Origin of the sequence: Litorimonas cladophorae (genome assembly GCF_014652455.1) — a bacterium.
Taxonomy (GTDB): domain Bacteria; phylum Pseudomonadota; class Alphaproteobacteria; order Caulobacterales; family Maricaulaceae; genus Litorimonas; species Litorimonas cladophorae.
Genome location: NZ_BMYV01000001.1, coordinates 349,704 through 372,108, shown reverse-complemented (window position 1 = coordinate 372,108; position 22,405 = coordinate 349,704). Strand labels below are relative to the sequence as shown.

Annotated in this window: 16 protein-coding genes; 8 read left to right on the top strand and 8 right to left on the bottom strand. The window is 52.9% G+C overall.

Annotation, left to right across the window (positions count from 1 at the left end):
- Positions 1-18 precede the first annotated feature (18 nt).
- Together IE073_RS01855 and IE073_RS01850 are read left to right on the top strand one after the other, a co-directional pair.
- On the top strand, positions 19-1,041 hold the full coding sequence (locus IE073_RS01855) for an adenosine deaminase (protein ID WP_189580568.1): 1,023 nt from the start codon (positions 19-21) through the stop codon (positions 1,039-1,041).
- Positions 1,042-1,139: 98 nt separating this feature from the next.
- Positions 1,140-2,312 (top strand): phytanoyl-CoA dioxygenase family protein, encoded by a 1,173-nt coding sequence (locus IE073_RS01850; RefSeq protein ID WP_189580565.1) that lies wholly within the window; start codon positions 1,140-1,142, stop codon positions 2,310-2,312.
- A gap of 19 nt (positions 2,313-2,331) precedes the next feature.
- On the opposite strand, the gene arfB is transcribed toward IE073_RS01850, so the two are convergent.
- From arfB to IE073_RS01830, 4 genes are all read right to left on the bottom strand, one after another.
- Positions 2,332-2,757, bottom strand: a complete 426-nt coding sequence (arfB, locus tag IE073_RS01845) for an alternative ribosome rescue aminoacyl-tRNA hydrolase ArfB (protein ID WP_233349727.1) — start codon at positions 2,755-2,757, stop codon at positions 2,332-2,334.
- Positions 2,758-2,761: 4 nt separating this feature from the next.
- Complete coding sequence (gene alaS / locus IE073_RS01840; protein WP_189580562.1) at positions 2,762-5,407, bottom strand: alanine--tRNA ligase; 2,646 nt, start codon at positions 5,405-5,407, stop codon at positions 2,762-2,764.
- Between the two features lie 216 nt (positions 5,408-5,623).
- Positions 5,624-6,730 (bottom strand): recombinase RecA, encoded by a 1,107-nt coding sequence (recA, locus tag IE073_RS01835; RefSeq protein ID WP_189580559.1) that lies wholly within the window; start codon positions 6,728-6,730, stop codon positions 5,624-5,626.
- A 233-nt stretch (positions 6,731-6,963) separates the two neighbouring features.
- On the bottom strand, positions 6,964-9,459 hold the full coding sequence (locus IE073_RS01830) for an ATP-binding protein (protein WP_189580556.1): 2,496 nt from the start codon (positions 9,457-9,459) through the stop codon (positions 6,964-6,966).
- A gap of 86 nt (positions 9,460-9,545) precedes the next feature.
- Here IE073_RS01830 and IE073_RS01825 point away from each other — a divergent pair, with 86 nt between their 5' ends.
- Both IE073_RS01825 and IE073_RS01820 read left to right on the top strand, forming a co-directional pair.
- A complete protein-coding gene (locus IE073_RS01825; RefSeq protein WP_189580553.1) occupies positions 9,546-11,390 on the top strand; it encodes a DUF885 domain-containing protein in 1,845 nt (614 codons plus the stop codon).
- Positions 11,390-13,249 carry a DUF885 domain-containing protein gene (locus tag IE073_RS01820; RefSeq protein ID WP_189580550.1) on the top strand — a complete coding sequence of 620 codons (1,860 nt, stop codon included), beginning with the start codon at positions 11,390-11,392 and terminating at the stop codon, positions 13,247-13,249. Before IE073_RS01825 ends, IE073_RS01820 begins: the two co-directional genes overlap by 1 nt.
- 76 nt (positions 13,250-13,325) lie before the next feature.
- Here IE073_RS01820 and dksA read toward each other — a convergent pair whose 3' ends face one another.
- Positions 13,326-13,757 (bottom strand): RNA polymerase-binding protein DksA, encoded by a 432-nt coding sequence (gene dksA, locus IE073_RS01815; RefSeq protein ID WP_189580547.1) that lies wholly within the window; start codon positions 13,755-13,757, stop codon positions 13,326-13,328.
- 216 nt (positions 13,758-13,973) lie between these two features.
- Here dksA and IE073_RS01810 point away from each other — a divergent pair, with 216 nt between their 5' ends.
- Positions 13,974-14,819 (top strand): AAA family ATPase, encoded by an 846-nt coding sequence (locus IE073_RS01810; protein ID WP_189580544.1) that lies wholly within the window; start codon positions 13,974-13,976, stop codon positions 14,817-14,819.
- 17 nt (positions 14,820-14,836) lie between these two features.
- Here the strand turns inward: IE073_RS01810 and IE073_RS01805 are convergent, their stop codons facing one another.
- Positions 14,837-16,174 carry a peptidase MATCAP family protein gene (locus tag IE073_RS01805; protein WP_189580541.1) on the bottom strand — a complete coding sequence of 446 codons (1,338 nt, stop codon included), beginning with the start codon at positions 16,172-16,174 and terminating at the stop codon, positions 14,837-14,839.
- Positions 16,175-16,309: 135 nt separating this feature from the next.
- Here IE073_RS01805 and IE073_RS01800 point away from each other — a divergent pair, with 135 nt between their 5' ends.
- Both IE073_RS01800 and IE073_RS01795 read left to right on the top strand, forming a co-directional pair.
- Entirely contained in the window at positions 16,310-17,899 is a 1,590-nt protein-coding gene (locus IE073_RS01800; protein ID WP_189580538.1) for a peptide chain release factor 3, read from the top strand.
- 94 nt (positions 17,900-17,993) lie between these two features.
- Complete coding sequence (locus tag IE073_RS01795; protein ID WP_189580535.1) at positions 17,994-18,338, top strand: hypothetical protein; 345 nt, start codon at positions 17,994-17,996, stop codon at positions 18,336-18,338.
- On the opposite strand, the gene IE073_RS01790 is transcribed toward IE073_RS01795, so the two are convergent.
- Together IE073_RS01790 and tpiA are read right to left on the bottom strand one after the other, a co-directional pair.
- A complete protein-coding gene (locus IE073_RS01790) occupies positions 18,321-19,490 on the bottom strand; it encodes a hypothetical protein (RefSeq protein WP_189580531.1) in 1,170 nt (389 codons plus the stop codon). The two genes, IE073_RS01795 and IE073_RS01790, sit on opposite strands and share 18 nt — an antisense overlap.
- Before the next feature lie 122 nt (positions 19,491-19,612).
- A complete protein-coding gene (gene tpiA / locus IE073_RS01785; protein WP_189583683.1) occupies positions 19,613-20,326 on the bottom strand; it encodes a triose-phosphate isomerase in 714 nt (237 codons plus the stop codon).
- 139 nt (positions 20,327-20,465) lie between these two features.
- On the opposite strand from tpiA, the gene IE073_RS01780 reads away from it, so the two are divergent.
- Positions 20,466-22,400, top strand: a complete 1,935-nt coding sequence (locus tag IE073_RS01780) for a peptidylprolyl isomerase (RefSeq protein WP_189580528.1) — start codon at positions 20,466-20,468, stop codon at positions 22,398-22,400.
- The last annotated feature ends 5 nt before the right edge of the window (positions 22,401-22,405 follow it).

Genomic DNA, 22,405 nt, shown 5'->3' with positions numbered 1-22,405 from the left:
TTTCGACATATAGCCTTCATGACCGACCTACATAGATTCATCAAAGCCCTCCCCAAAGCGGAGCTTCATTTGCATATTGAGGGTAGCCTTGAGCCCGAGCAAATGTTTGAATTGGCGCAGCGAAATAATGTGACCCTGCCCTATGGCAGCGTTGAAGACATTCGTAAGGCGTATGATTTCAATAATTTGCAAGAGTTTCTTGATCTATACTACGCAGGCATGTCCGTCTTGCAAACCCAGCAAGACTTTTATGATCTGACCTATGCCTATCTGAAACGCGTGCATGCTGATAATTGTCGCCATGTTGAAATCTTCTTTGACCCGCAAGGCCACACGGATCGCGGCATTGCCTTTTCCGATGTGATCGAGGGTATCTTGGACGCCCTCGCCCAAGGGCAGACTGATTTCGGTATCTCGTCCCACCTCATCCTGTCTTTCCTGCGCCACCTTTCAGAAGAGGCTGCGTTTGAGACTTTGGCGCAAGCTGAGCCCTATTTGGATCGCATCATGGGTGTGGGATTGGATTCGTCCGAGCTGGGCCATCCGCCGTCAAAATTTGAACGCGTCTTTGCCAAAGCGCGCGAAATGGGGCTGAAACTTTTTGCTCATGCAGGCGAAGAAGGTCCGCCAGAATATGTCTATGAAGCGCTCGACCTGTTGAAAGTTGATCGCATTGATCACGGCAATCGGTCGCTGGAAGATGATGACTTGGTTAAACGATTGGTCGACGAACAAATGGTTCTGACCGTCTGTCCGCTCTCCAACCTCAAACTCTGCGTCGTCGATGATCTGACCGACCACCCGTTGAAAACGATGTTGGCAATGGGATTGAAAGCGACCGTCAATTCCGACGATCCGTCCTATTTCGGCGGATATCTGAACGATAATTACATCCAAACCGCCGACGCCCTTAACCTCACCCAAGAGGAAATCGTGCAATTGGTCAAAAATGGGTTTGAAGGCGCTTATCTCTCGCCAGATCGCGCGACGGAGCTAATGTTTGAGCTCGCCACTGCCGTGAGTGCATTCCGAGCGCAATAGGTCCCAATATTTGCGACGGGACGGCATTCGCGCCTGTATTTGCCATTTTGAACGCTTCGCCCTAGCGTGTTGAAAAACAACATCGGGGAAACTGCAGCATGGTTCAGGATATTAGCCGCTCTATCGAGGCGTGCGCCGCCCATTATGGCGAAGATGCAGATGCCGTCCGCACCTATTTGATCGAGGGACAAGCCCGCGCACTCGCCCTGCCCAATCGGGGTCCGCTCCGTTTTGACGAGGCAGGCGAGGTTCACCCCGACATTCTGGCCGCCTACTCTAAATATGGGTTCTATATTTTTGAAAACGCCTTGAGCGATGAAGAGGTTGCGGATCTGAAAGCCGATTTGGACGCCATACGCGCCAATTACCCGACACATATGGGCGCGGACACTGACGCTCAGGGCCGCCCCGCAATTGGCTCTCGGAATAAGGCGATGGCGTTGCAATGGGCCAAGCCTTTGTCTGACCCTTTGGGGGGTACGGCGCTGGCCAATGGCCGTCACCAAGTCAAACTCTTCGAGCCCAAAGCCAAAGCCGATGCACCCGCAGCGTCGCCTTTTTATCTTGCGGGGTCTCTGCAGTTCTCGCCGGCTTGTTTGCGGCTCTACGCTCATCCCGGCTTGCTGAAAGTCGTTGAGACTATAAATGGCGAGGATTTCACCCCCTTCCACGAAGGCCTCTTCATCAAAGAAGCCGGGCTCGGCGCAGCGGTGTCGTGGCATCAGGACGGCGACACGCATTGGGACAGCCCCGACTTTGACGAGAACATTCACGGATTTAACCTCATGGGTCAAATCTACGGCAGCACAGCGGTCAATGGCGTTTGGGTTATCCCGGGCACGCATAAAGACGGCCGAATTGATATCACGAAACTCGTGGCGGACGCGGGCACAGAACGCCTGCCCCAAGCCCTGCCGATCATCTGTAATGCTGGTGATGTCGTGATCAATAATCGCCAATTGGTGCATGGGTCTTTTGCCAACACGGGGTATGAAACCCGCGTCACGGCGAATTTTGGCTTTCACCGCCGATCATCTGTACTCAACGTCAAAGGCGCCGGCATTCATGCGGAAGCCGCAACCTTTGACGACGCCTTCATCGCTGAACGCTCCAAAGTCATGGGATTGGCCATTGCCGCGCGCAAAGCCCGTTTCCCCGATGAAACGCCTTATAGCTATGCGCCGCTTGCGGCCAAACAGGATGAATTCATTTGGGACGCCGCGGCGCAGGCGGATTTGCTAGACTATAATCTGATGGATTTGAGCATTTAGGCTTGGGTCGAGACCCAGATCACCAGTCTTTAACTTTTCCACGCAAGCCTTTGATTTCACTACGTCGTTTTGATTTTTTTACGGCGCGTTGTTGACTGCTATAGCTGGCGCGGGTTTTGATACGGACGGGATCCACATGAATAGCTTTGCGCAATAGTGATTGCAGGCGACGAATTGCGTCTTCCAAATTGCGGGCCTGACTGCGGTGGTTTTGTGCCTTGATGACGATCACACCTTCTTCCGTAATCCGCCCATCGCGAAAACGAGCAATGCGGCGACGGTAAGTTTCGGGAATATGAAAGCTGTTCAAATCACATCGAAGTTGAACAGCCGAGTTCGTCTTATTCACCGATTGACCACCCGGACCAGAGGCGCGGATGGCCGTCGTTTCAATCGCATGTGGCGGAACGGATAGCCGCTTATCAATGTAAAGCGGCTTATCCACCAGATCAGATCGCCGCGCGGATCGCCTCTAATGCGGCCTCCGCATTTTCGGGTTGGGTGCCGCCAGCTTGGGCCATGCCGGCCTTACCGCCCCCACGACCGCCGACTTCTGCCGCGCCCTTATTGACCAAATCAGACGCGGAGTGTGTCGCCTGAACGTCATCGGAGACAGCCACAGCGACGGCCACTTTTCCGCCATCACGCGCAATAAAGGCCACAATGCCAGACCCAATCTGGTCCAATTGTTCATTCAACATTGACCGCAAATCTTTGCCTGAAACGCCATCAAGAACGCGGCCTAAGAATTTGACCCCGTTGATGTCTTCGGGTCCAGAGGCCGCGCCTCCACCACCCAAAGCGAGCTGCTTTTTCGCTTCCGACAGATCTTTCTCAAGCTGTTTGCGGTCTGCCATCAAGGCCTCAATCCGCGCCGGAACGTCTTCGGGCTTTGACTTAAACAAATCAGCGGCCTGACGTGTGAGGCCAGCTTGGCTTTCGAGGTACTGACGTGCAGCTTCACCTGACACAGCTTCAACCCGACGAATACCTGCGGCCACCGCGCCTTCACCTGTAATTTTGAAGAGTGAAATATCACCCGTACGGGCGACGTGGGTACCGCCGCAAAGCTCCACGGAGTAAGCCTTTGGGCTATCATCCAAAGGGTTGCCGAGCGACAATACGCGAACTTCATCGCCGTATTTTTCGCCAAACAACGCCACGGCCCCTGCCGCAATCGCTTCATCTGGATTCATGAGTTTCGTTTCAGCCGCAACGTTCTGCTGGATGATCGCGTTCACCTCGTCTTCGACTTTGGCCAGTTCCTCTCGCGTAATCGCGGCGCCGTGGCTGATGTCAAAGCGGATGCGCTCTCCGTCGACCATTTGGCCCTTCTGGGCCACATGTTCGCCTAAGACGCGCCGTAACCCCTCATGCAGCAAATGCGCGGCCGAATGATTACGCTTCGTGCGCTCTCGATTGTCCGCGTCGACCGCAAGATGAGCAATATCGCCAAGCTTCACCGAACCCGACAAGGTCCCGATATGCGCGTGGAGATCGCCTGCCCGCTTTTGGACATCTGTGATTTCTACCCGAGCGCCATTTTCAAAAGTAGCAACGCCCTTATCGCCCGCTTGACCGCCCGATTCAGCATAGAATGGTGTTTCGCGTGTGATGAAGACAATGTCCCCTGTCTCAGCGGAATCAACCGAGTCATCGTTTTGCAACAAAGCCACGATGGCGTGGTCGGCCGTGAGATGATCATAGCCAGTGAACGCGGTTGGGCCGCTGGCTTCCCGCACAGCTTTAAACACGTCTTCTGTACCTGCGCCCGCAAATTTCCCGCCATCAGCTTTCGATTGTTCCTGTTGCTCACTCATCGCGGCATCAAATTCAGCCTGATCCACTTCGATTCCTTTGGCCCGCAAAGCATCCTGTGTGAGGTCGAGTGGAAAGCCGTAGGTGTCATAGAGTTTGAACGCGGTACGGCCGTCAAGCTTATCGCCCGCTTGCAGACCTTCCGTCGCGGTTTCCAACAAGGCTGTGCCGCGTCCCAATGTGCGGCGAAAACGGACTTCTTCCTGCTCGAAGACGGCTTCGATATTGGCCTGTGCACGTTTCAGCTCATTATAAGCGCCGCCCATCTCAGCAACTAAAGTCGGAACCAAACGGTGCATCAACGGATCTTTCGCGCCCAGCAGATGCGCATGACGCATCGCGCGGCGCATGATGCGACGCAAGACATAACCGCGCCCCTCGTTTGATGGTGAAACACCATCTGCCATGAGGAATGAACAGCTCCGCAGATGATCCGCAATCACGCGATGGCTGAACTTCGCATCGCCAATAGGCTTCACGCCCGTCAAATCAACGGAGGCCCCAATCAAAGTTTGGAATAGGTCTATATCGTAATTGTCGTGCTTGCCTTGCAAAATCGCCGCTGTGCGTTCCAAGCCCATGCCCGTATCAATAGACGGCTTCGGTAGGTCAATTTGTACAATCTTGCCACCCGCATCTGTCCGGCGCTCATATTGCATGAAAACCAGATTCCAAATTTCAATGAACCGATCACCATCTTCATCGGGCGATCCTGGCGGACCGCCTGGAATGTCGGCGCCGTGGTCAAAGAAGATTTCCGAACAGGGGCCACAAGGACCCGTTTCGCCCATGGCCCAAAAGTTATCGTCGGTCGCAATGCGGATGATACGATCATCCGGTAGCCCAGCAATTTTTTTCCAAAGATCAAAGGCGACATCATCAGTGTGATACACAGTGACGAGTAATTTTTCCTTCGGCAGTCCGAATTCCTCGGTGATTAGTTTCCACGCGTGTTCGATTGCCTCGGCCTTGAAATAGTCCCCAAAGCTAAAGTTTCCGAGCATCTCAAAAAACGTATGGTGGCGCGCTGTGTAGCCAACATTATCCAAATCATTGTGTTTGCCGCCAGCGCGGACACATTTTTGGGACGTCGCAGCCCGTGGGAAATCAGGCGAGAGCGCCCCCGTGAACCAGTCCTTGAACTGGACCATACCCGCATTCACAAAAAGCAACGTTGGGTCATTATCGGGAACAAGCGGAGAGCTCGGCGCGATCGTATGTCCCGCTCCATCAAAGAAGTTCAAAAATTGGGAGCGAATGTCAGCGAGTGATGTCATGCGAAAAATCCATAATGCGGACGGCACATATAGAAAGAGCGCCTGACAGTGCCAAGCGCTCTTTTGATCAGAATGTGAGGTCTCTAACTGCGGGGACAGCGGGGACGAGACCAGAAACCAATTATAGGGCTTCTAAAAACATGGCTTCCGTCACTTTCCAATCATCAAACTTGGGATTGGCGAGAAGACAATCCCAAATTCAAAATCTATCAGTTCCTAGGCGCCAAGGCCCAATTTCGGCTCTTCCCCTTCATCTGTAATTCGCTCAGACTTAGGCATCAGCAATTCTTCTTCGATGAGGCCTTCATTCATCCGAATTTTACGCTCGATCTCGTCAGCCATCTCTGGGTTTTCCAGAAGAAACTTACGTACATTCTCGCGACCTTGGCCAATGCGCTCATCGCCATAAGAGTACCAAGACCCTGATTTCTCAACAACCTCGGCCTTCACGCCAAGATCGATGATTTCGCCCGTCTTGGAGATACCTTCGCCATACATGATATCAAATTCGACTTGACGGAACGGCGGCGCCACTTTGTTCTTAACCACTTTGACCCGTGTCTGGTTACCAATAACCTCGTCCCGATACTTGATCGCGCCAATACGGCGGATGTCGAGACGCACAGACGCGTAGAATTTCAACGCATTACCGCCTGTTGTGGTTTCTGGCGAACCATACATTACGCCGATTTTCATCCGAATTTGGTTGATGAAGATCACCATACAACCCGACTTCGAAATCGAACCCGTTAGTTTCCGTAGCGCTTGGCTCATAAGGCGAGCTTGCAGACCCGGGAGACTGTCACCCATATCGCCTTCAAGTTCAGCGCGAGGTGTCAAAGCGGCAACCGAATCAACGACAAGAATATCCACGGCACCAGACCGTACGAGCGTGTCAGCGATTTCTAACGCTTGCTCACCTGTATCAGGCTGCGCAATCAGCAGCTCATTCACGTCCACACCCAATTTAGCGGCATAGACTGGATCAAGGGCATGTTCTGCATCAATAAAGGCCGCAACGCCGCCCGCTTTTTGACATTCTGCGATCGCATGCAATGTGAGAGTTGTTTTACCTGAGGATTCAGGACCATAAATTTCAATTACGCGACCTTTCGGTAGACCGCCTATGCCCAGCGCGACATCCAAACCAATGGATCCTGTTGAAATCGCGGCAACGTCCATCGTTGTCTTGTCGCCCAATTTCATGACCGAGTTTTTGCCAAAGGCACGGTCAATTTGTGAGAGCGCCGCATCCAGTGCTGCGCTTTTGTTTTTGTCTGACGCCTTTTCGACGACTTTAAGAGGTGTGCTGTTTCTCGCCATGAGTTCAACTCCAATAAAACCGACGGAGCCCTTCGCCGGATCGTAAAGTTACGGCTGTAATCGGACTGCCGTGATCAGTTTGTTTCACATTTGTTCTCACTCCGCAAGCGGAAATGGAACAAATGCTGAACGTATTTTTTATTTGTTTTAATTCAGTTTGTTAACGAACTTTCTAGAGCCCGAACACCGCGCTTTTAATCGATTTGAACGTGTGTATTATTCCGTTGGTACGCTTAAGACACTTCTCCGATTTCCGATTTCACCTTTTCGGCAAGTTGCGCAAAAGTGAAGGGCTTCGGTAAAAATGTCACATCTGGTTCTTCCGATAATAGTTCAGAAAATTCTTCTTCTGCATATCCAGATATGAATACGATGCGAGCGTCACCTAAGAGTTTTCGACCCGCGCGTAAGAGCGTCGGACCGTCCATGCCCGGCATTACGACGTCTGAAATCATGAGATCAAATGGCACTTTCGTCTCCTCCAAAATTTCTAAAGCTTCCTCCCCGTCCTCTGCCTCGATTACGCGATAGCCTTTCTTGCGCAGAGCTTTAGCGGCAATACCTCGAACAGACGCTTCATCCTCGACGAACAGGATGTTACCCTGCCCTGCCAGATCCGACGGTTTGCGTGGCGGTGGCGGCGTTTTCACCACGGGAAGCTCACTGACCTCGGGTGCGGCCCCCGCAGCAGGTAGATAGATACGGAAGGTCGTGCCTTTACCAACGACGGAGTCGACGGTCAGGTGTCCGCCAGATTGCTGGACGATGCCGTAAACGGTGGCGAGACCAAGTCCCGTTCCTTTGCCCTGCTCTTTAGTTGTGAAGAAAGGTTCAAATATTTTCGACTTCACCTCATCCGGCATTCCGGTCCCCGTGTCAGCGACACTGATCACGACAAAGTCGTCCCCTGGGATTGGCTTTAACGCCTCCAAAAGGTGCACGTCTGTGATCGCGGTTCTCGGCAAGAGCGAGGATTGTATGGTGATTGTGCCACCGCCCTGGTCTTCCATCGCATCGCGAGCGTTGACGCAGAGGTTCATGAGAACCGTATCGATCTGAGACTTGTCCGCATTGACAGGCGGCAGGCCGCGCGCATGTATCATTTTGAGCTGTGCGCGCTCGCCCAAGGTCTGGCGTAGAGTTACCACCATATCGGACAGCGTGTCCGTCACGTCCAACCGTTCCATACGCCGTGTGGCTTTACGCGAAAACGTTAGCAGTTTTTTGACCAAAGCCGCAGCACGCGCGCCCGTCGTGTTGATATTCTGCAGTTCAGGATAGGACGGGTCACCGACGGGGTGACGTTGCAATAATTCGTCCGTGTTCAGGCGGATTGCCGTCAGCAGATTGTTGAAATCATGTGCAACCCCAGCCGCTAACTGTCCGATGGCTTGCATCTTTTGACTTTGCACAAGCTGATCTTCCAGCATTTTCCGCGCGCTCACATTAACGAGATAGGCTTGGGATTGTGTCGGATTCTGCGGGTCACTCACGATGTAAATTGAAACGGGTAAGCCATTGCCAGACGTGGTTTTCAATGTTCCGTCAAAGGGGACCTCTGGCGAGGTCTGCGCCGCATCTTGATTAAGGAACCTATGCTCAACGTCGTTCTCAGTAAAAATTTCCGCAAAGGATTGCCCCACGCCATCAAGACCATCCGTCATCTTGGCAAAGGCGGGATTGGCTGATAAAATCTTGGCATCCCCTAACCGTGTGCCATCTAGTTTTAGAACAGCGAGAGGCGCGGCCGCATAAGTTTCCGCTGCAATCTCAACATCACCCGTCTCGGTGCGAACCCCTTCTGCGCGCGATAGCGTTGAATGCCCATAAAGCGCCACGCTTGCGACGACATTACCGCTACTGAGCTTGTGCCAATTCGCGACCATGACCGTCGGCGTCACGACGCCTTTGCGCGTGATCAAACGTGTATCCGTGCGCACAGTTCGCCCTGGCTCCGCAGGACTATCTAACAGGGCACTCGGGTCTTCAATGAAGCTGGCTAATGTTGTGGGCAGGTCACCTTTATTGCCGCCCAACCACCGCAGAAGTACGTCATTCGTGGCCAATACCCGCCCGTCTTTCGTGACTGTGAACAATCCGACGGGCGCTTCGGCTAAAACTTCATGTCCCACATCGCCTTCGGCGTCGGATTCCACGACTTGCCACAGCGTGCTCTCGCGCCCCAAACGTTGGACGCGCAATTGATAGCGTTTGAGTTCATTCTCTGGCGACACCAGATCGATGATTTCTTCGGCGGTCTCGACGCCTGAGGTCATATGATGCAAACGAAAAATTGCTGCCGCCGCTTCACTGCCCGCTGATGTGAAAAGACGATCTATAACAGGCGGCGTATCGCCAACCGTTTCAGCACCCAACTGCTCTGCCAACTGCCGATAGGCCCGATTAGCGTGTGCGGCCTTCCCATCCTTGATGATCAGACAAGGCACAAGGCTGTTATAGAAAGCGCCCGCGTAGAGCGTGTCGCGATGCACTTTGCGGCGTTCTGTCAAGCCACGGTTTCGCGCCATGATTATCAATGTCATCAACGCCAAGACAGCGACGATTGCGATCCCTGCCAAGAGAATAAAGGCGCCCATTTCCAGTTCATCTTGCCCTATCCAAACCACGGCTAAGGTTCCCATCAGAACGACTGAGGCAAGGAAAACCCCTGCCCAAAGTGGGAGCGCGCTTTTCGAGGGGGGCATATCTGTGCGAATCATGTCTACCATGACGCGACCTTAGGCATGATTTCCCAGTTTGACGCGTGCAAATTTTCGAGTAGCCCTGTTGAGGGCGTTTCAGAGGACTTTTGACAATGAAAAAGACACTTTTGCTTGCGACAGCTTTGCTATCGATAGGTACAACTTCCCTGCTGAGTGGCTGCTTGGGCAGCGGAGCCGATATTCCGCAGCGCGAATCTTTGATCAAAGCCGAAAGCCAGCGCCTGAATGACTGGTTCGCGGCGCGATATGAAGAGCGCCTAGCGCGCTCCCCAATGTCACGCACCTATCTCGGCATGGATGACGGCAAGGATCAACTGGACGACACTTCCCAGACGGCTTTGGATGAAGAGGCGGCATTTGCACAAGCGTGGCTGGACGAAATGCGCCGCGAGTTCGATATTGATCGCCTAGATCAACAGACCCGCCTGTCCTATCGTCTATTCGAGGCCGACATGGAAGATAGCCTTGCGACCCATGACGTGTCGCAAAACGATTACGTGTTTTCCCATATGTCTGGCCCGCATTCCAATATTCCAAGCTTTCTGATCAATTTTCAATCCGTGAAGACCGCCGAAGATGCTAGCGCCTACATTTCGCGTTTAACCGCGGTACAAACCTATTTGGGGCAAGCCCAAGCGCGCGCCGAGGCGCAATTTAAGGCTGGCGTCTCTATGCCAAAATTCGTCTATCCCAAGATCAGCGCCGCCTCTCGCAATGTAATAACTGGCGCGCCTTTTAGCGAAGGCGAAGATAGCCCGCTTTGGGCCGACGTTCAAAAAAAATTCAATGCGCTGGAGATAACGCAGTCAGAGAAAGATGCGCTGCTAGCAGACGCACAGGACGCACTTCTCTCATCCGTACAACCGGCCTATCTGTCTTTACTTGCAATGTTTGACCGTCACGCCTCCGAAGCATCGTCAGAAGATGGCGCTTGGAAACTTCCTGATGGGTCGGATTATTATAATGTTCGCCTGAAACACTACACCACCACCGCCCTCACGGCGGATGAGATCCACGAAATTGGCCTGAGCGAAGTTGCGCGCATTCAAGCCGAAATGCAAAAAATTATGGACCGCGTTGGGTTTGAAGGTAGCCTGAAAGACTTCTTCACCTTCTTGCGCACGGACCCACAATTCACTTTCCCCGAAACCGACGAGGGCCGCGATGCCTATATGGCGGAAGCGACGGCTTTGATCGACGAAATGCGCTTGCAGCTGGATGGCATGTTCATCACCAAGCCAAAAGCCAATATGGTCGTCCAGCGCGTCGAACCTTTCCGGGAAGACACCGCATTTGGCGCATTTTATAATTCCCCTGCTCTGGATGGCTCTCGCCCTGGGACATATTACGTTAATCTGAAATCGATGGCGGATCAGCCCAAATTCCTGATGCAAGCCCTCGCCTATCACGAAGGCATCCCAGGTCATCATATGCAAATCGCAATTGCACAAGAGTTAGAAGGCTTGCCTAAGTTTCGCACGCTGGGCGGTCACACAGCCTTTATTGAGGGCTGGGCACTTTACTCCGAGGCCCTACCCAAAGAGATCGGGCTTTATACAGACCCCTACAAAGAATTTGGTCAGCTTGGCATGGAGATATTCCGAGCCGCACGCCTTGTGGTCGACACAGGCATCCACGCCAAAAAGTGGGACCGAGAACAAGCGGTCCAATATTACCTCGACAATATCCCTAATCCGGAAGGTGATGTTCGCGCAGAGATTGACCGCTATATTGTGTGGCCTGGCCAAGCGACGGCTTACATGATCGGAAAACTTAAAATTGAAGAGCTTCGGAAGAAAGCCGAGTCCGAACTCGGCGATCAATTCGACATTCGCCGTTTTCATGATACGGTCCTTGCGAATGGTTCAGTACCGCTAAGCGTGCTGGAAGAACTCGTAGACGCTTATATTCAAGATACAAAATCGGAGACTAACTAATGCGACGCATCGCCCCTCATACGCTTATTCTCGCCTCTCTGTTTGTCCTTGGCGCATGTGCGCCTGCTACCGAGGCGCCGACACCCAAAGCCAATGTTGAAACAACTGACACGACGACGACAGCCGCGACAGAGAAAGCCCGTCTCAATGCTTGGTTTGAGGATCGCTTCATGGAGAGCGTTCGAGCTTATCCGCAGCAACTGACGTCACTTGGAATTGATGAACGCCAAGACGAGTGGAATGACCCCAGCCGCGCTTATGCGTTAGAGCAACTCGACCGCACCCGGGAAGACCTTGCCGAAATGCGCGAGTTATTTGACTATGATGCGTTGGATGCAGACGGGCAGCTTTCTTACCGTTTGTTCGAGAAAAATGCTGACAACGCTCTGGCCGGTCGCGAATGGTGGGATCATCAGTACACCTATACGCAAATGCGCGGCGCCCATTCTTCACTTCCCACATTTTTGATGAACAATCACAAGATCAACGATTTGGAGGATGCAGAGAACTACCTGACGCGTCTTGAAACAATCGATGTGCCGTTGGATGAATACACCCGTCAAGCCAAAGCTAAATTTGAAAAAGGCATCGCCCCGCCAACATTCGTCTATGATTTCGTGATTGAAAGCTCCCGAAACATCATCGCGGGCAACCCAAATGACGCTGAGAGTGAAGACCTCAATCTTCTGCTGGGTGACTTTAAGAAGAAAGTTGAAAAGCTAGATTTGGACGAGCCGACACGCACCGGACTTTACGAACGCGCAATTGCGGCCATCGTCAATGACCTGACCCCTGCATATGAGCGCATCATCGCTGAGATGGAGCGTCAAAAACCACTTTCATCATCCGACGATGGCGCTTGGAAACTGCCTGACGGTGGAGACTATTACAGTGCCCGACTTGAGGTCATGACGACCACAGATATGTCTGCCACTGAAATTCACGAACTCGGCCTATCCGAAGTTGACCGTATCCATTCGGAAATGCGCGAGATTATGAAACAAGTCGAGTTTGACGGCACACTGCAGGAATTCTTTGAGTTCACGCGAACGGACTCCCAGTTCTTTAAGCCAGAAGGGGCGCGCGGACGAGCCGCCTATTTGAAAGAGGCCACCAAATTTATCGACGACATGAAAGTGCGTTTGCCGGAAGTCTTTAACCGCCTGCCAAAAGCGGAGCTAGAGGTTCGGGCTGTCGAAGCCTTCCGCGAAAAAGCTGCGGGCAAAGCCTTCTACAACCGCCCTGCCCCAGATGGGACGCGCCCCGGCATTTATTACGCCAACCTTTACCGGATGGACGCCATGCCTGTGTATCAAATGGAGGCCCTTGCCTATCACGAAGGTATTCCGGGACATCACATGCAGCTATCAATTAGCCAGGAGCTGGAAGGCATTCCATCTTTCCGGAAATATGGACGTTTCACAGCCTATTCAGAGGGTTGGGGGCTATATTCCGAATATTTACCTAAAGAGATGGGGCTTTATCAGGACCCCTATTCGGACTCCGGCCGCTTGGCGATGGAACTTTGGCGCGCCGCGCGTCTGGTCGTCGACACGGGCTTACACGACAAAAAATGGACGCGTGAGGAAGCCACCGCCTATTTGATGACAAATACGCCAAACCCCGAGTCTGACTGCTTGAAAGCAATTGAGCGCTACATCGTGATGCCGGGTCAGGCGACAGCCTATAAAATTGGCATGAATAAAATTCTGGAGCTACGCGAAGGCGCCAAAGCCGAACTCGGCGATAAGTTCGACATTCGTGATTTCCACGATGCCATCTTGGCCACGGGTCCCGTCCCCTTGAGCATTATGGAAGAGCAAGTCGATCTATATATTGCCGAGGCAAAGGCTGGATAGCGCCCCAAAACATCGTGCATAAAAAAAGCCGGGGGCGAGAGCCTCCGGCTTTTTTCTTTCGAGGTGACGTTGAAGCCTAACCCGCTTTCAGGCTGTCACTACGCTCGTGCATTTCTTGCGCTTCGATCGACAGCTTTGCGATCGGACGTGCATCCAAACGCTTTAACCGGATCGGATCACCGGTTTCTTCACAATATCCGTAAGTCCCGGCCTCAATCCGCGCGAGGGCTTTATCAATTTGGCTGCTCAGCTTGCGTAGGCGATCTTTCGTGGATAGCTCCAACTGGCGATCCGCATTGGCCGTGGCCGTATCTGCAGGATCTGGATGCGAGACATTCTCGCCCTTGAGGTATTCAACCGTGTTGCGGGTTTCTTCGACAATATCGGCTTTCCAAGCCAAAAGCTTTTGACGAAAATACTCACGTTGCTTTGGGTTCATGAATTTTTCGTCTTCCGTCGGCACATAGCCCTTAGGAAGTTTCACAGTTTTTCTAGCCGCCTTGGTCATAGCATCCCCTATTTTCCAAATACTGCGTGTCTCTCGCACCTGTGTTTTCACAGTTGTGCTAGCTTCACGATTTCGCGCGGTCATAACCGTGAGTTCAAAATCCAGCAAGTGCATTTGGCAGAGGTCACAAAAATTTCAAATACCGATATTCAGTGCTGTTCGCTTGCCCCCATGGATGGATACCGTAAAACGACGCCAAAGATTCTGGAGGCCACGATGGCAAGATTTGACGGCACCGACAATTACGTCGCAACGAATGACCTAAAAATGGCTGTAAACGCAGCGATCACGCTAGAGCGTCCCCTTTTGATCAAAGGCGAACCCGGCACGGGTAAAACCGTTTTGGCACATGAAATCGCCAAGGGCCTCGGCGCGCCACTCATTGAATGGAATGTGAAATCAACGACAAAGGCCCAACAGGGGCTGTATGAATATGACGCCGTTGCGCGCCTGCGCGATTCGCAATTGGGCGATGACCGGGTCCACGACATCAAAAACTACATCAGAAAAGGCAAAGTTTGGGAAGCCTTCGAATCGGATGTTCGCCCGATCCTGCTGATTGACGAAATCGACAAGGCCGATATCGAATTTCCAAACGATCTTTTGCATGAACTCGATAAGATGGCGTTTTCTGTCTATGAAACGGGTGAAACGATCACGGCGAAGCAGCGTCCAATTATCATCATCACGTCGAATAATGAAAAGGACCTGCCCGACGCATTTCTGCGCCGCTGTTTCTTCCATTACATTCAGTTCCCAGATGATGAGACGATGGAGAAAATCGTCCAAGTCCATTTCCCTGACATTAAGCAACGTATGCTGTCTGCGGCGATGAAACGCTTCTTCGAAGTTCGTGCGATGCCTGGTCTCAAGAAGAAACCCTCGACGTCAGAATTGCTCGATTGGCTGAAACTTTTGCTGGTTGAGGATATCGATCCAGAGATCATCAAGGAAGCCGACCCGAAGAAGATGATCCCACCGCTTCACGGAGCCTTGCTCAAAAACGAGCAAGACGTGCATCTTTTTGAACGCTTGGCGTTCCTCACACGTCGCGAGAGCTAGGTGGCTCTCGCAGGCCGCTAAGTCGCTTCAAAATCCAATATGTCGCGACCGCTTGCTGCACTATCAGCCGAGCGGCCTGCAAAGCCCCATACAGATGGCACTTCGTTTAATTCCTGCTCATAGTAGGTTTGGAAACCAGGCATTTTGACTTGGTTCAGGAAGGCTGAATAAGCCATGTAGCTGACCAGAAAGCGGAGGTCGCTGGCCCAAGGCGGCATGAACTTTGGCGGCTGTATCCGCCCTTTGCTGGCAAGTTGTGCGAGCGCTGGGATATCCTCAATATCGAGTTTCCCGACAAAAAGAACGCGGATTAAATCGGAGCGTCGCAGCTTCACTGCCGTGCGGATGAAATTGTGAACGCGGAGCAATCCGTTCAAATAAACCATGTCTTTTGTGAAGGGCGCGCCACCCGAAATCACGCCGCCACGAAAAATTCGTCTCGCGTTTTCATAGGCTTGTTCTCGATCATCAATCTGATCGTCAAAATAGTCGAAAACCTCTTTAAAATCAGCGCCATCAATGGCCATCTGAATGGCAATGACCCGACGTGACAGCCGCCGAAAGCGGCGCGGGTCCATTGATCCGGTGATGATTTCAGCAAAGACGGCTAAACCCTCTTGAATTTCGGTCGTGCCCGGATGCCCTCGCCCTAAAATCGGAAAGTTATCTTGCTGTTTCCCGTTCAAACCCGTCGCGGAATGAATCAGGGCTTCATGATGCAGTAATTGCTCGATATCACGCGATGTGAACCCCGCATCTGCCCGAACGCGGATACGGCTGGATGTTGCCGCAGCTTTCGCGGAGACCTCTTCGGAGACAATAACCTCTGGTCCGTCCTCACCGAAATAGTCAGAAATTCGACCTCCCAATGCCAGTGCAAAAGCGTCAGCATCTAGTTCATCCTGCGCACCCTCCAGCACTAAATGATCGAAGTCGATCCCGTCTAAGGTCGCGTCCATATGATGGGCTAAGTCCAAAACCCGCGTTTTCTTATCCAACATGAAACGGGTCGGCCGGCCGTAAAGCTGCGCTGAATGGTCGAAAAATTCTGGTGTGCCTCGCGTTTCGATTAGGTTTGCCGTTGTTTCGAGCGTCGAACACAAGCGTCCTAGCCATTGCATAACGACGTGATCGCCATCGATCTGCTGCTTCGCATAATCAATCGCCTCGCGCGCCGATGACGTGTCGATTTCTGCATATTGGGGATCAGGCATTATGCCCTGCCCCAGAAATCGACGACGCATATCGCCGTCCCATTCTAATGACGTCAGGACCCGCATGTCGCCAGCGGCACGATCCAGCGCCTTGGCGGCTAATTTCGCGGCTTCAAATTGTGTCTCACTCAATGCGGTCATAGACTGGATGAGTGACAATCCTAAAGCTGCATGTCCACAGCGAAGTTGAGTGTCGAAACACCAAATCCCCACTTGATGGGACGAGGCTCACCTTCTTACTTGCCCCGACGGGCGCCGCCGCCTATCTGCGCGCCTATGTCCAAGGCTATTGAAATCGAACCTAAACGTCGTCGCGTGTTTGCGATCATCTCTCACCCTGATGCGGGTAAGACAACACTGACGGAAAATATGCTCTTGGCAGCTGGCGCGATCCATCAAGCCGGTAAGGTCGCTGCGCGGGGCGAAGCCCGCCGCACCCAATCTGACTGGATGAAAATCGAACAAGAACGTGGGATTTCCGTCAGCTCCTCTGTGATGACATTTGAGCATAAGGACCTGATTTTCAACCTGCTCGACACGCCGGGCCATGAAGACTTTTCCGAAGACACCTATCGCACGCTTACGGCCGCCGATTGCGCCGTTATGGTGCTCGATGTCGCCAAAGGTATTGAGCCGCAAACGCTGAAGCTATTCGAAGTCTGCCGCCTGCGCGACATTCCGATCATTACTTTCGTCAACAAGCTTGACCGCGAAGGCCGCGATACATTTGAGATCATCGCTGAAATCCAAGACAAACTCGCGCTCGACGTCGTGCCAATGCAGTGGCCTGCCGCCTCTGGCCGCCGCTTTAAAGGGGTCGCAGACCTTCGGACTGGCGCGTTCTTACATTTCGTCAAACCCGAAGATGGCGGCGAGCATGTGATGACGCAAGTCGACGGGAACAGCATTCAGGCCATGTTTAACAATGACGACCTCTTCGACGAATTCATGGAAGAACAAGAACTCGCAAAGGAATATCCCGACTTTAACGAGCAGTCTTTCCGCGAAGGACATATGACACCTGTTTATTTCGGGAGTGCGCTACGTAAATTTGGGGTGTTGGAACTCATTAACGCCCTCGCCGAATTATGCCCTGAACCACAAGCTGAAGCGGCGAAGAAAGCGGGCCAATCGGTCATGATTAAGCCAACCAGTAAGGAAGTCGCGGGTTTTGTTTTCAAAGTTCAAGCGAATATGGACCTGAACCACAGAGATCGCGTGGCTTTCCTTCGGATGTGTTCTGGCGAGTTTAAACGCGGTATGAAATTGAAAACAGCAGAGGGAAAAACCGTTTCCGTCCACAATCCGATCTTGTTTTTCGCTCAAGACCGCGAACTGGCCGAGAATGCTTATGCGGGCGACGTTATCGGCATCCCAAACCACGGGGCCTTACGGGTCGGCGATAGCCTCTCCGAGAGCGGCAAGATCATATTTGCGGGTATTCCAAACTTTGCACCTGAAATTTTGCGCCGCGCCCAATTGAAAGACCCGTTGAAAGCCAAACATCTTCGCAAGGCTCTCGAGTCCCTCGCAGAGGAAGGCGTAACGCAATTGTTCAAACCAAACTTTGGCTCCGACATGATTGTTGGCGCGGTGGGGTCGCTACAGATCGACGTTATGCGCGAGCGTATCAAAACCGAATATGGATTAGAGGTGACTTTCGAGGCCCCGCCCTACCAAACCGCGCGCTGGATTGCCGCGGATGACGAGGCTTTGATCAAAGCCTTTGTTGACAAGAACATGATGACGACGGGTACAGATGTCGACGGCGCACCTGTGTTTCTCGCGAAATCTTCTTGGGATGTCGGATATGCTCAGGAGAAAAATCCAGAGCTTCGCTTTCTGACGACGAAAGAGCGCGCTTAATCCACTCCTTTATCGGACGACCAGATTTTTGACAGACTGGCACAGCAATTGAAACAGCTGGAGTAGACTTAACCCTACTCCGGAGACCCGTTTCATGCTGATACACGTATTACCCGGATTGATCATGTTCGCCATCACCTTGGCCTTCGTCACACTGTTTTTTATCCCGGTTACTGCGTTCAAGCAAAAAGACGAATTAATCCGTTTTTACTGGGTGGGCGTCTGGATATTCCTGGCAATGATCGCGGCCTTTTCTGGCGGCGCACAAACGCTGGCTCTGTTCCGCTATGACGTCACGTTGACATCTGAAGCCCTTTTAACGGCACTAACGGTTTGCTTCGTCATCTTCGTGATGTTTGGCTGGTTTCGCCTCTCATTCAAAGCGATCACGGCTGGATTGTCTTACTGGTTTAAGAAACGCCTAGCGTCCGCCAGCTAGTAGGTCGCCATAAGGCGAACTCAACGCCTCTTGCGTCACAGGTTTGCTCGGCACGGCCGTCACGATTGGCATATCTTGAGGCGTGTTCTCAGGCGCCTTTACATCATCATTTAAACGGCCGAACAGACTGCGTCGGGCTTGCTCTGGGCTGAGCGCAATCGGACCTTGGGGCGGAATGGATTGTCCCACCGACGGTAGCTGGGCTTGTTCTCGCGACTGCGCCGTCAGCTGCGCAACCCGCTGAGAAGGTGTGGTAGCGCGGCTTTGCATCGCACGGGGCGGCATAGCTTGTGACTGCATGGCGTGAGGCGCGGGGATAGGCTGTCCGATCGGCGGGCGAGAAGACTGCGGATGCGGCGCAGCGGGCTGGCCCATTGACGACATGGGGTGTTGAATACCCCGAGGATTGCTTCTTGGCGCTATATTGCGCGGTCCCGTTGCTCGGCGCTGGGTTGCAGCATGACGCGGGTCATATTGCGGCTGTGGTTGTGCCGCGACCGGACGCTGTGGTGCATACGCTTGCTGTGGCCGAGGGGTCTGCTGTGAAATGGGGGCTTGCTGCGGCGCGGGAGCGTCAAGAATTGGACGGAACATTTGGCGCGTTGGCTGTGGCGGGACGGGTTGGCCTCGCGTCGTCATCGGTTGTTTGACTGGTGCTTGCCCCTGTCGATACCGATTTTGTTGAGCGGTGAGGCTCATATCTTGAATTGGGCGCGTGCTCGCAGTCTGCGGCGCGATCTGTTGGCTTGGCGCCTGGCGCACAATGCGGCGACCCGAAGGCGTTTGACCAACTTTGACCGAGTTCGTGCGCGGCGTTACTGTGGTCCCTACTCTTACGGTATTTGTTGCGCCCTGTGTGACACGCGTCGAGAAAGGCGCGGCGCTTTGGCTCTCGCCCGAGATTGAAATTTGGGATGAAATCGGCGCAGAAACGGATGACAAAAACTCGCAAACCCCAGCCGCGCGCGGATTTGGTTTGACGTAGTTCCAGCCACGACATTGGGCATCCCCTGCGCATTGATTGTCACACACATCAGCGCCCGCCGCGACAGAGCTGCTATAAGGTGTTCCCGGACGATACATGCCCAAATCGGCCGCAAATGCGGGCGCCGATAAAATCGTTGTGAAAAGGGCGGCCGTCAAAAAACGCATGGTATCCTCGCAAGGCAATCACTTCAGACAAATCCGACAAGTTTCGAATCGTTGTCCAATGATTGCCAGCAAGGCGTTGACGCTTGGTTAACCCTGTTTGTTAAGCTCTAACTGACGCGCGCCTATTTCGGCGCGGCTCTGGCGATTGCTGCCAAGCTTTCCATTTCCAAACCAGCGCCGCCAATTAACGCACCATTGACGTTTTTCAACGCCAGCAAACTTTCAGCATTGGCGGGTTTGACGGACCCTCCGTAAAGCAACTGAACATCTGGCCCCACCTGAGCCCGAATGGCGTTGTGCATTTCATCGACATCATCGGGTGTCGCAGTCTTTCCCGTGCCAATCGCCCAGACGGGTTCATACGCTATGACATAATTTGCGATATCTGGCACGCTGGCTTTAATTTGTTCAGAGACAACATGTTCGGCCTGCCCCGCATCGCGTTGGCTTTCAGTCTCGCCCACACAAATGATTGGAATTAGGCCGGCCCGTTTTGCGGCCTCGGCTTTCGCATGGACATCTTCATCTGTATCACCGCCCGCGCGACGTTCGCTGTGACCCACAATAACATATGTGGCGCCAGCATCTTTTAGCATCTCAGCCGACACATCACCTGTGTGCGCCCCCGATACAGCGGCATGACAATCCTGCCCGCCTAAGAATACTCCGTCATTCATGGAGGCTAGTAACGTCGCTGGCGGGCAAATCAGAACATCCAAATGTCGCCGCTCTGACGATGGATAAATGGCCTCGAAATCTGAGGGTTTGGAGGTCCAGCTTAAGCCGCCGTGCATTTTCCAATTCGCGGCAATTAACGGGCGTAAAGTCTGGGGCATCATGGGTCTCCGATATTCAAAATCAAAAGACCCTGAAAACACACGAATTGCAAGCGTAACGCGGCCTTGTAAGGCGCGTTAGCCGTGTTTAAGACGGGCCAAGTTTTAGCTCGTTTTACTCAATAGGCTTCGGAATCTCATGGCTCAATCCATCGGTGGAAAAATCAGAGGGGCGTTTGTCGCGATCCTCGTTGGTCTTCTTGTTCTGGCCTTTGCGGTCTGGGGCGTGAACGATATTTTTGTGCCCGGCGTACGAAATGCCGTAATCAGTGTCGGTGACGCCAGCGTTCCGACACGTGACTTCAACCGCGACCTGCAAACCCGCCTTCGCGAAATTGCGACACAACGCGGTGAAGGCCTCACAAACGAAGAGGCCTACCAACAAGGTATCCACCAGGAGTTACTAGCCCAATATCAAGTCACGCTAGCGGTAGAGAAAGATTCGCAAGATTTGGGTGTGGGTGTGAACCGCGCGGATGCGAAGGCTTACATCGAATCGATACCTGCCTTTCAATCCAACGTGACAGGGCAATTTTCTCGCGAACGGCTCGAGCAAGCCCTCGGCGGATTGCGAAATGGCTACTCGGTCAAAAAATTTGAAGAAGACACCCTGCGGGACTTACGTCGAATCCAAACGGTTGAAGCCATCGTCGGTGGCATTCAGGCCCCTTCTGGATATGCAAAGCGTCAGTTTGATTTCCTATCGGAACAACGCAAGGCCACCGTACTCACATTGAACAAAGACGCTGTCCCAACACCCGAGACACCAGAGGACGATGTCTTGCAAGCCTATCTAGACGCGAATGCCGTTCGCTACACGGCGCCAGAATATCGCCAAGTCACCATGATCCGTCTTGAGCCATCAGGTTTTTTGCCTGACGTTGCAGGTGAGATCACCGAAGAAGACGTTCAGAACGAATTTGACGCTCGGATTGCGCGCGGCGATATCGGGACGAAAGCGTCACGAGATGTGGTCGTGATTACGGCATCCGATGAAGCGACAGCCAAAGCTGCGGCCACCCGCCTAAATGCAGGCGAGGAACCTGAGAGCGTTGCCACAGCGCTTGGCCTTCTGGCGCCAGATCGCTTTGACGCCATCCAAGAAAACCAGCTTCTCGACTCCGTTACCGATGCGACGGCTTTCTCATTGTCCGAAGGTGAAGCCAAGGCCAGCGAGAATAGCTTGGGTAGCTGGGAGGCCGTTTTCGTTTCCAATGTCACGGCCGCAACGACGCCACGCTTTGCATCAGTCGAAGCCCAAATTCGACGCGAAATTGGACTGGATCGCGCAAAAGGAAAAATCTTCGAAATCAGTGACTCTCTCGACGAACGTCTCCTCAACGGAGAAACTCTCGAGACGATTGCGGAAGCGCTAAACCTTCCAATGGAGAGCTATGACCATATTGATCGCGTTGGCAAAACGCGCGACGGCTTAGTCATGAACGGCTCTGCCAACATCCCCGGTATTGCTCAGGATGATGAACTGCTGCGTCTGATCTTTACCGAAGACATCGGTTTTGACACGGACATCTATCCAACCGCGCAAGAGGGATATGTGTCATTCCGCGTGACGGATGTGATTGATAGTACCGTTCGTCCCCTCTCTGAGGTCAGAGACAATGTCTTGACCGCTTGGAAAAATGAACAAATCCAGACGGCGTTAAACGCTCGCGGATTGGAGATTCTACAAGAAGTCCGCGACGGTCGCAGCCTAGAAGACATTGCAGAGGAGCTTGGCAGTGCCGCTGATCTGCAGGATCGCGGTATTTCGCGCGCGCAACCGCCACGCGATATCGCTGGCCAAGTCGTTGTTGACTTGTTGAAGGCAAATGTCGGTGACCTCGCCCGCGGGTCTGGCGGACGGCCGTTGACTTACACAATCGCACGTTTGGACGCGATTACGCCCAACTCGGATGGTTTGGCGGGTGAAATTCTTGACGTTGTTCAGCGTAATATTGGCTCCGAAATCAGCGGCGATATTCAGAATGCCTATCGCCTAGCGATTTTAAAAGAACATGAGTTACGCGAATATCCAGAGCAGGTACGTGCAATTATGGGTATTGAAGGCGAATAGATACC

Coding starts and splice junctions, on each gene's coding strand:
- IE073_RS01810 (WP_189580544.1), top strand. CDS start 13,974: ATGGCAAGATTTGACGGCACCGACAATTACGTCGCAACGAATGACCTA.
- IE073_RS01855 (WP_189580568.1), top strand. CDS start 19: ATGACCGACCTACATAGATTCATCAAAGCCCTCCCCAAAGCGGAGCTT.
- tpiA (WP_189583683.1), bottom strand. CDS start 20,326: ATGCCCCAGACTTTACGCCCGTTAATTGCCGCGAATTGGAAAATGCAC.
- dksA (WP_189580547.1), bottom strand. CDS start 13,757: ATGACCAAGGCGGCTAGAAAAACTGTGAAACTTCCTAAGGGCTATGTG.
- alaS (WP_189580562.1), bottom strand. CDS start 5,407: ATGACATCACTCGCTGACATTCGCTCCCAATTTTTGAACTTCTTTGAT.
- IE073_RS01850 (WP_189580565.1), top strand. CDS start 1,140: ATGGTTCAGGATATTAGCCGCTCTATCGAGGCGTGCGCCGCCCATTAT.
- IE073_RS01790 (WP_189580531.1), bottom strand. CDS start 19,490: ATGCGTTTTTTGACGGCCGCCCTTTTCACAACGATTTTATCGGCGCCC.
- recA (WP_189580559.1), bottom strand. CDS start 6,730: ATGGCGAGAAACAGCACACCTCTTAAAGTCGTCGAAAAGGCGTCAGAC.
- IE073_RS01830 (WP_189580556.1), bottom strand. CDS start 9,459: ATGGTAGACATGATTCGCACAGATATGCCCCCCTCGAAAAGCGCGCTC.
- IE073_RS01820 (WP_189580550.1), top strand. CDS start 11,390: ATGCGACGCATCGCCCCTCATACGCTTATTCTCGCCTCTCTGTTTGTC.
- IE073_RS01795 (WP_189580535.1), top strand. CDS start 17,994: ATGCTGATACACGTATTACCCGGATTGATCATGTTCGCCATCACCTTG.
- IE073_RS01800 (WP_189580538.1), top strand. CDS start 16,310: ATGTCCAAGGCTATTGAAATCGAACCTAAACGTCGTCGCGTGTTTGCG.
- IE073_RS01805 (WP_189580541.1), bottom strand. CDS start 16,174: ATGACCGCATTGAGTGAGACACAATTTGAAGCCGCGAAATTAGCCGCC.
- IE073_RS01780 (WP_189580528.1), top strand. CDS start 20,466: ATGGCTCAATCCATCGGTGGAAAAATCAGAGGGGCGTTTGTCGCGATC.
- IE073_RS01825 (WP_189580553.1), top strand. CDS start 9,546: ATGAAAAAGACACTTTTGCTTGCGACAGCTTTGCTATCGATAGGTACA.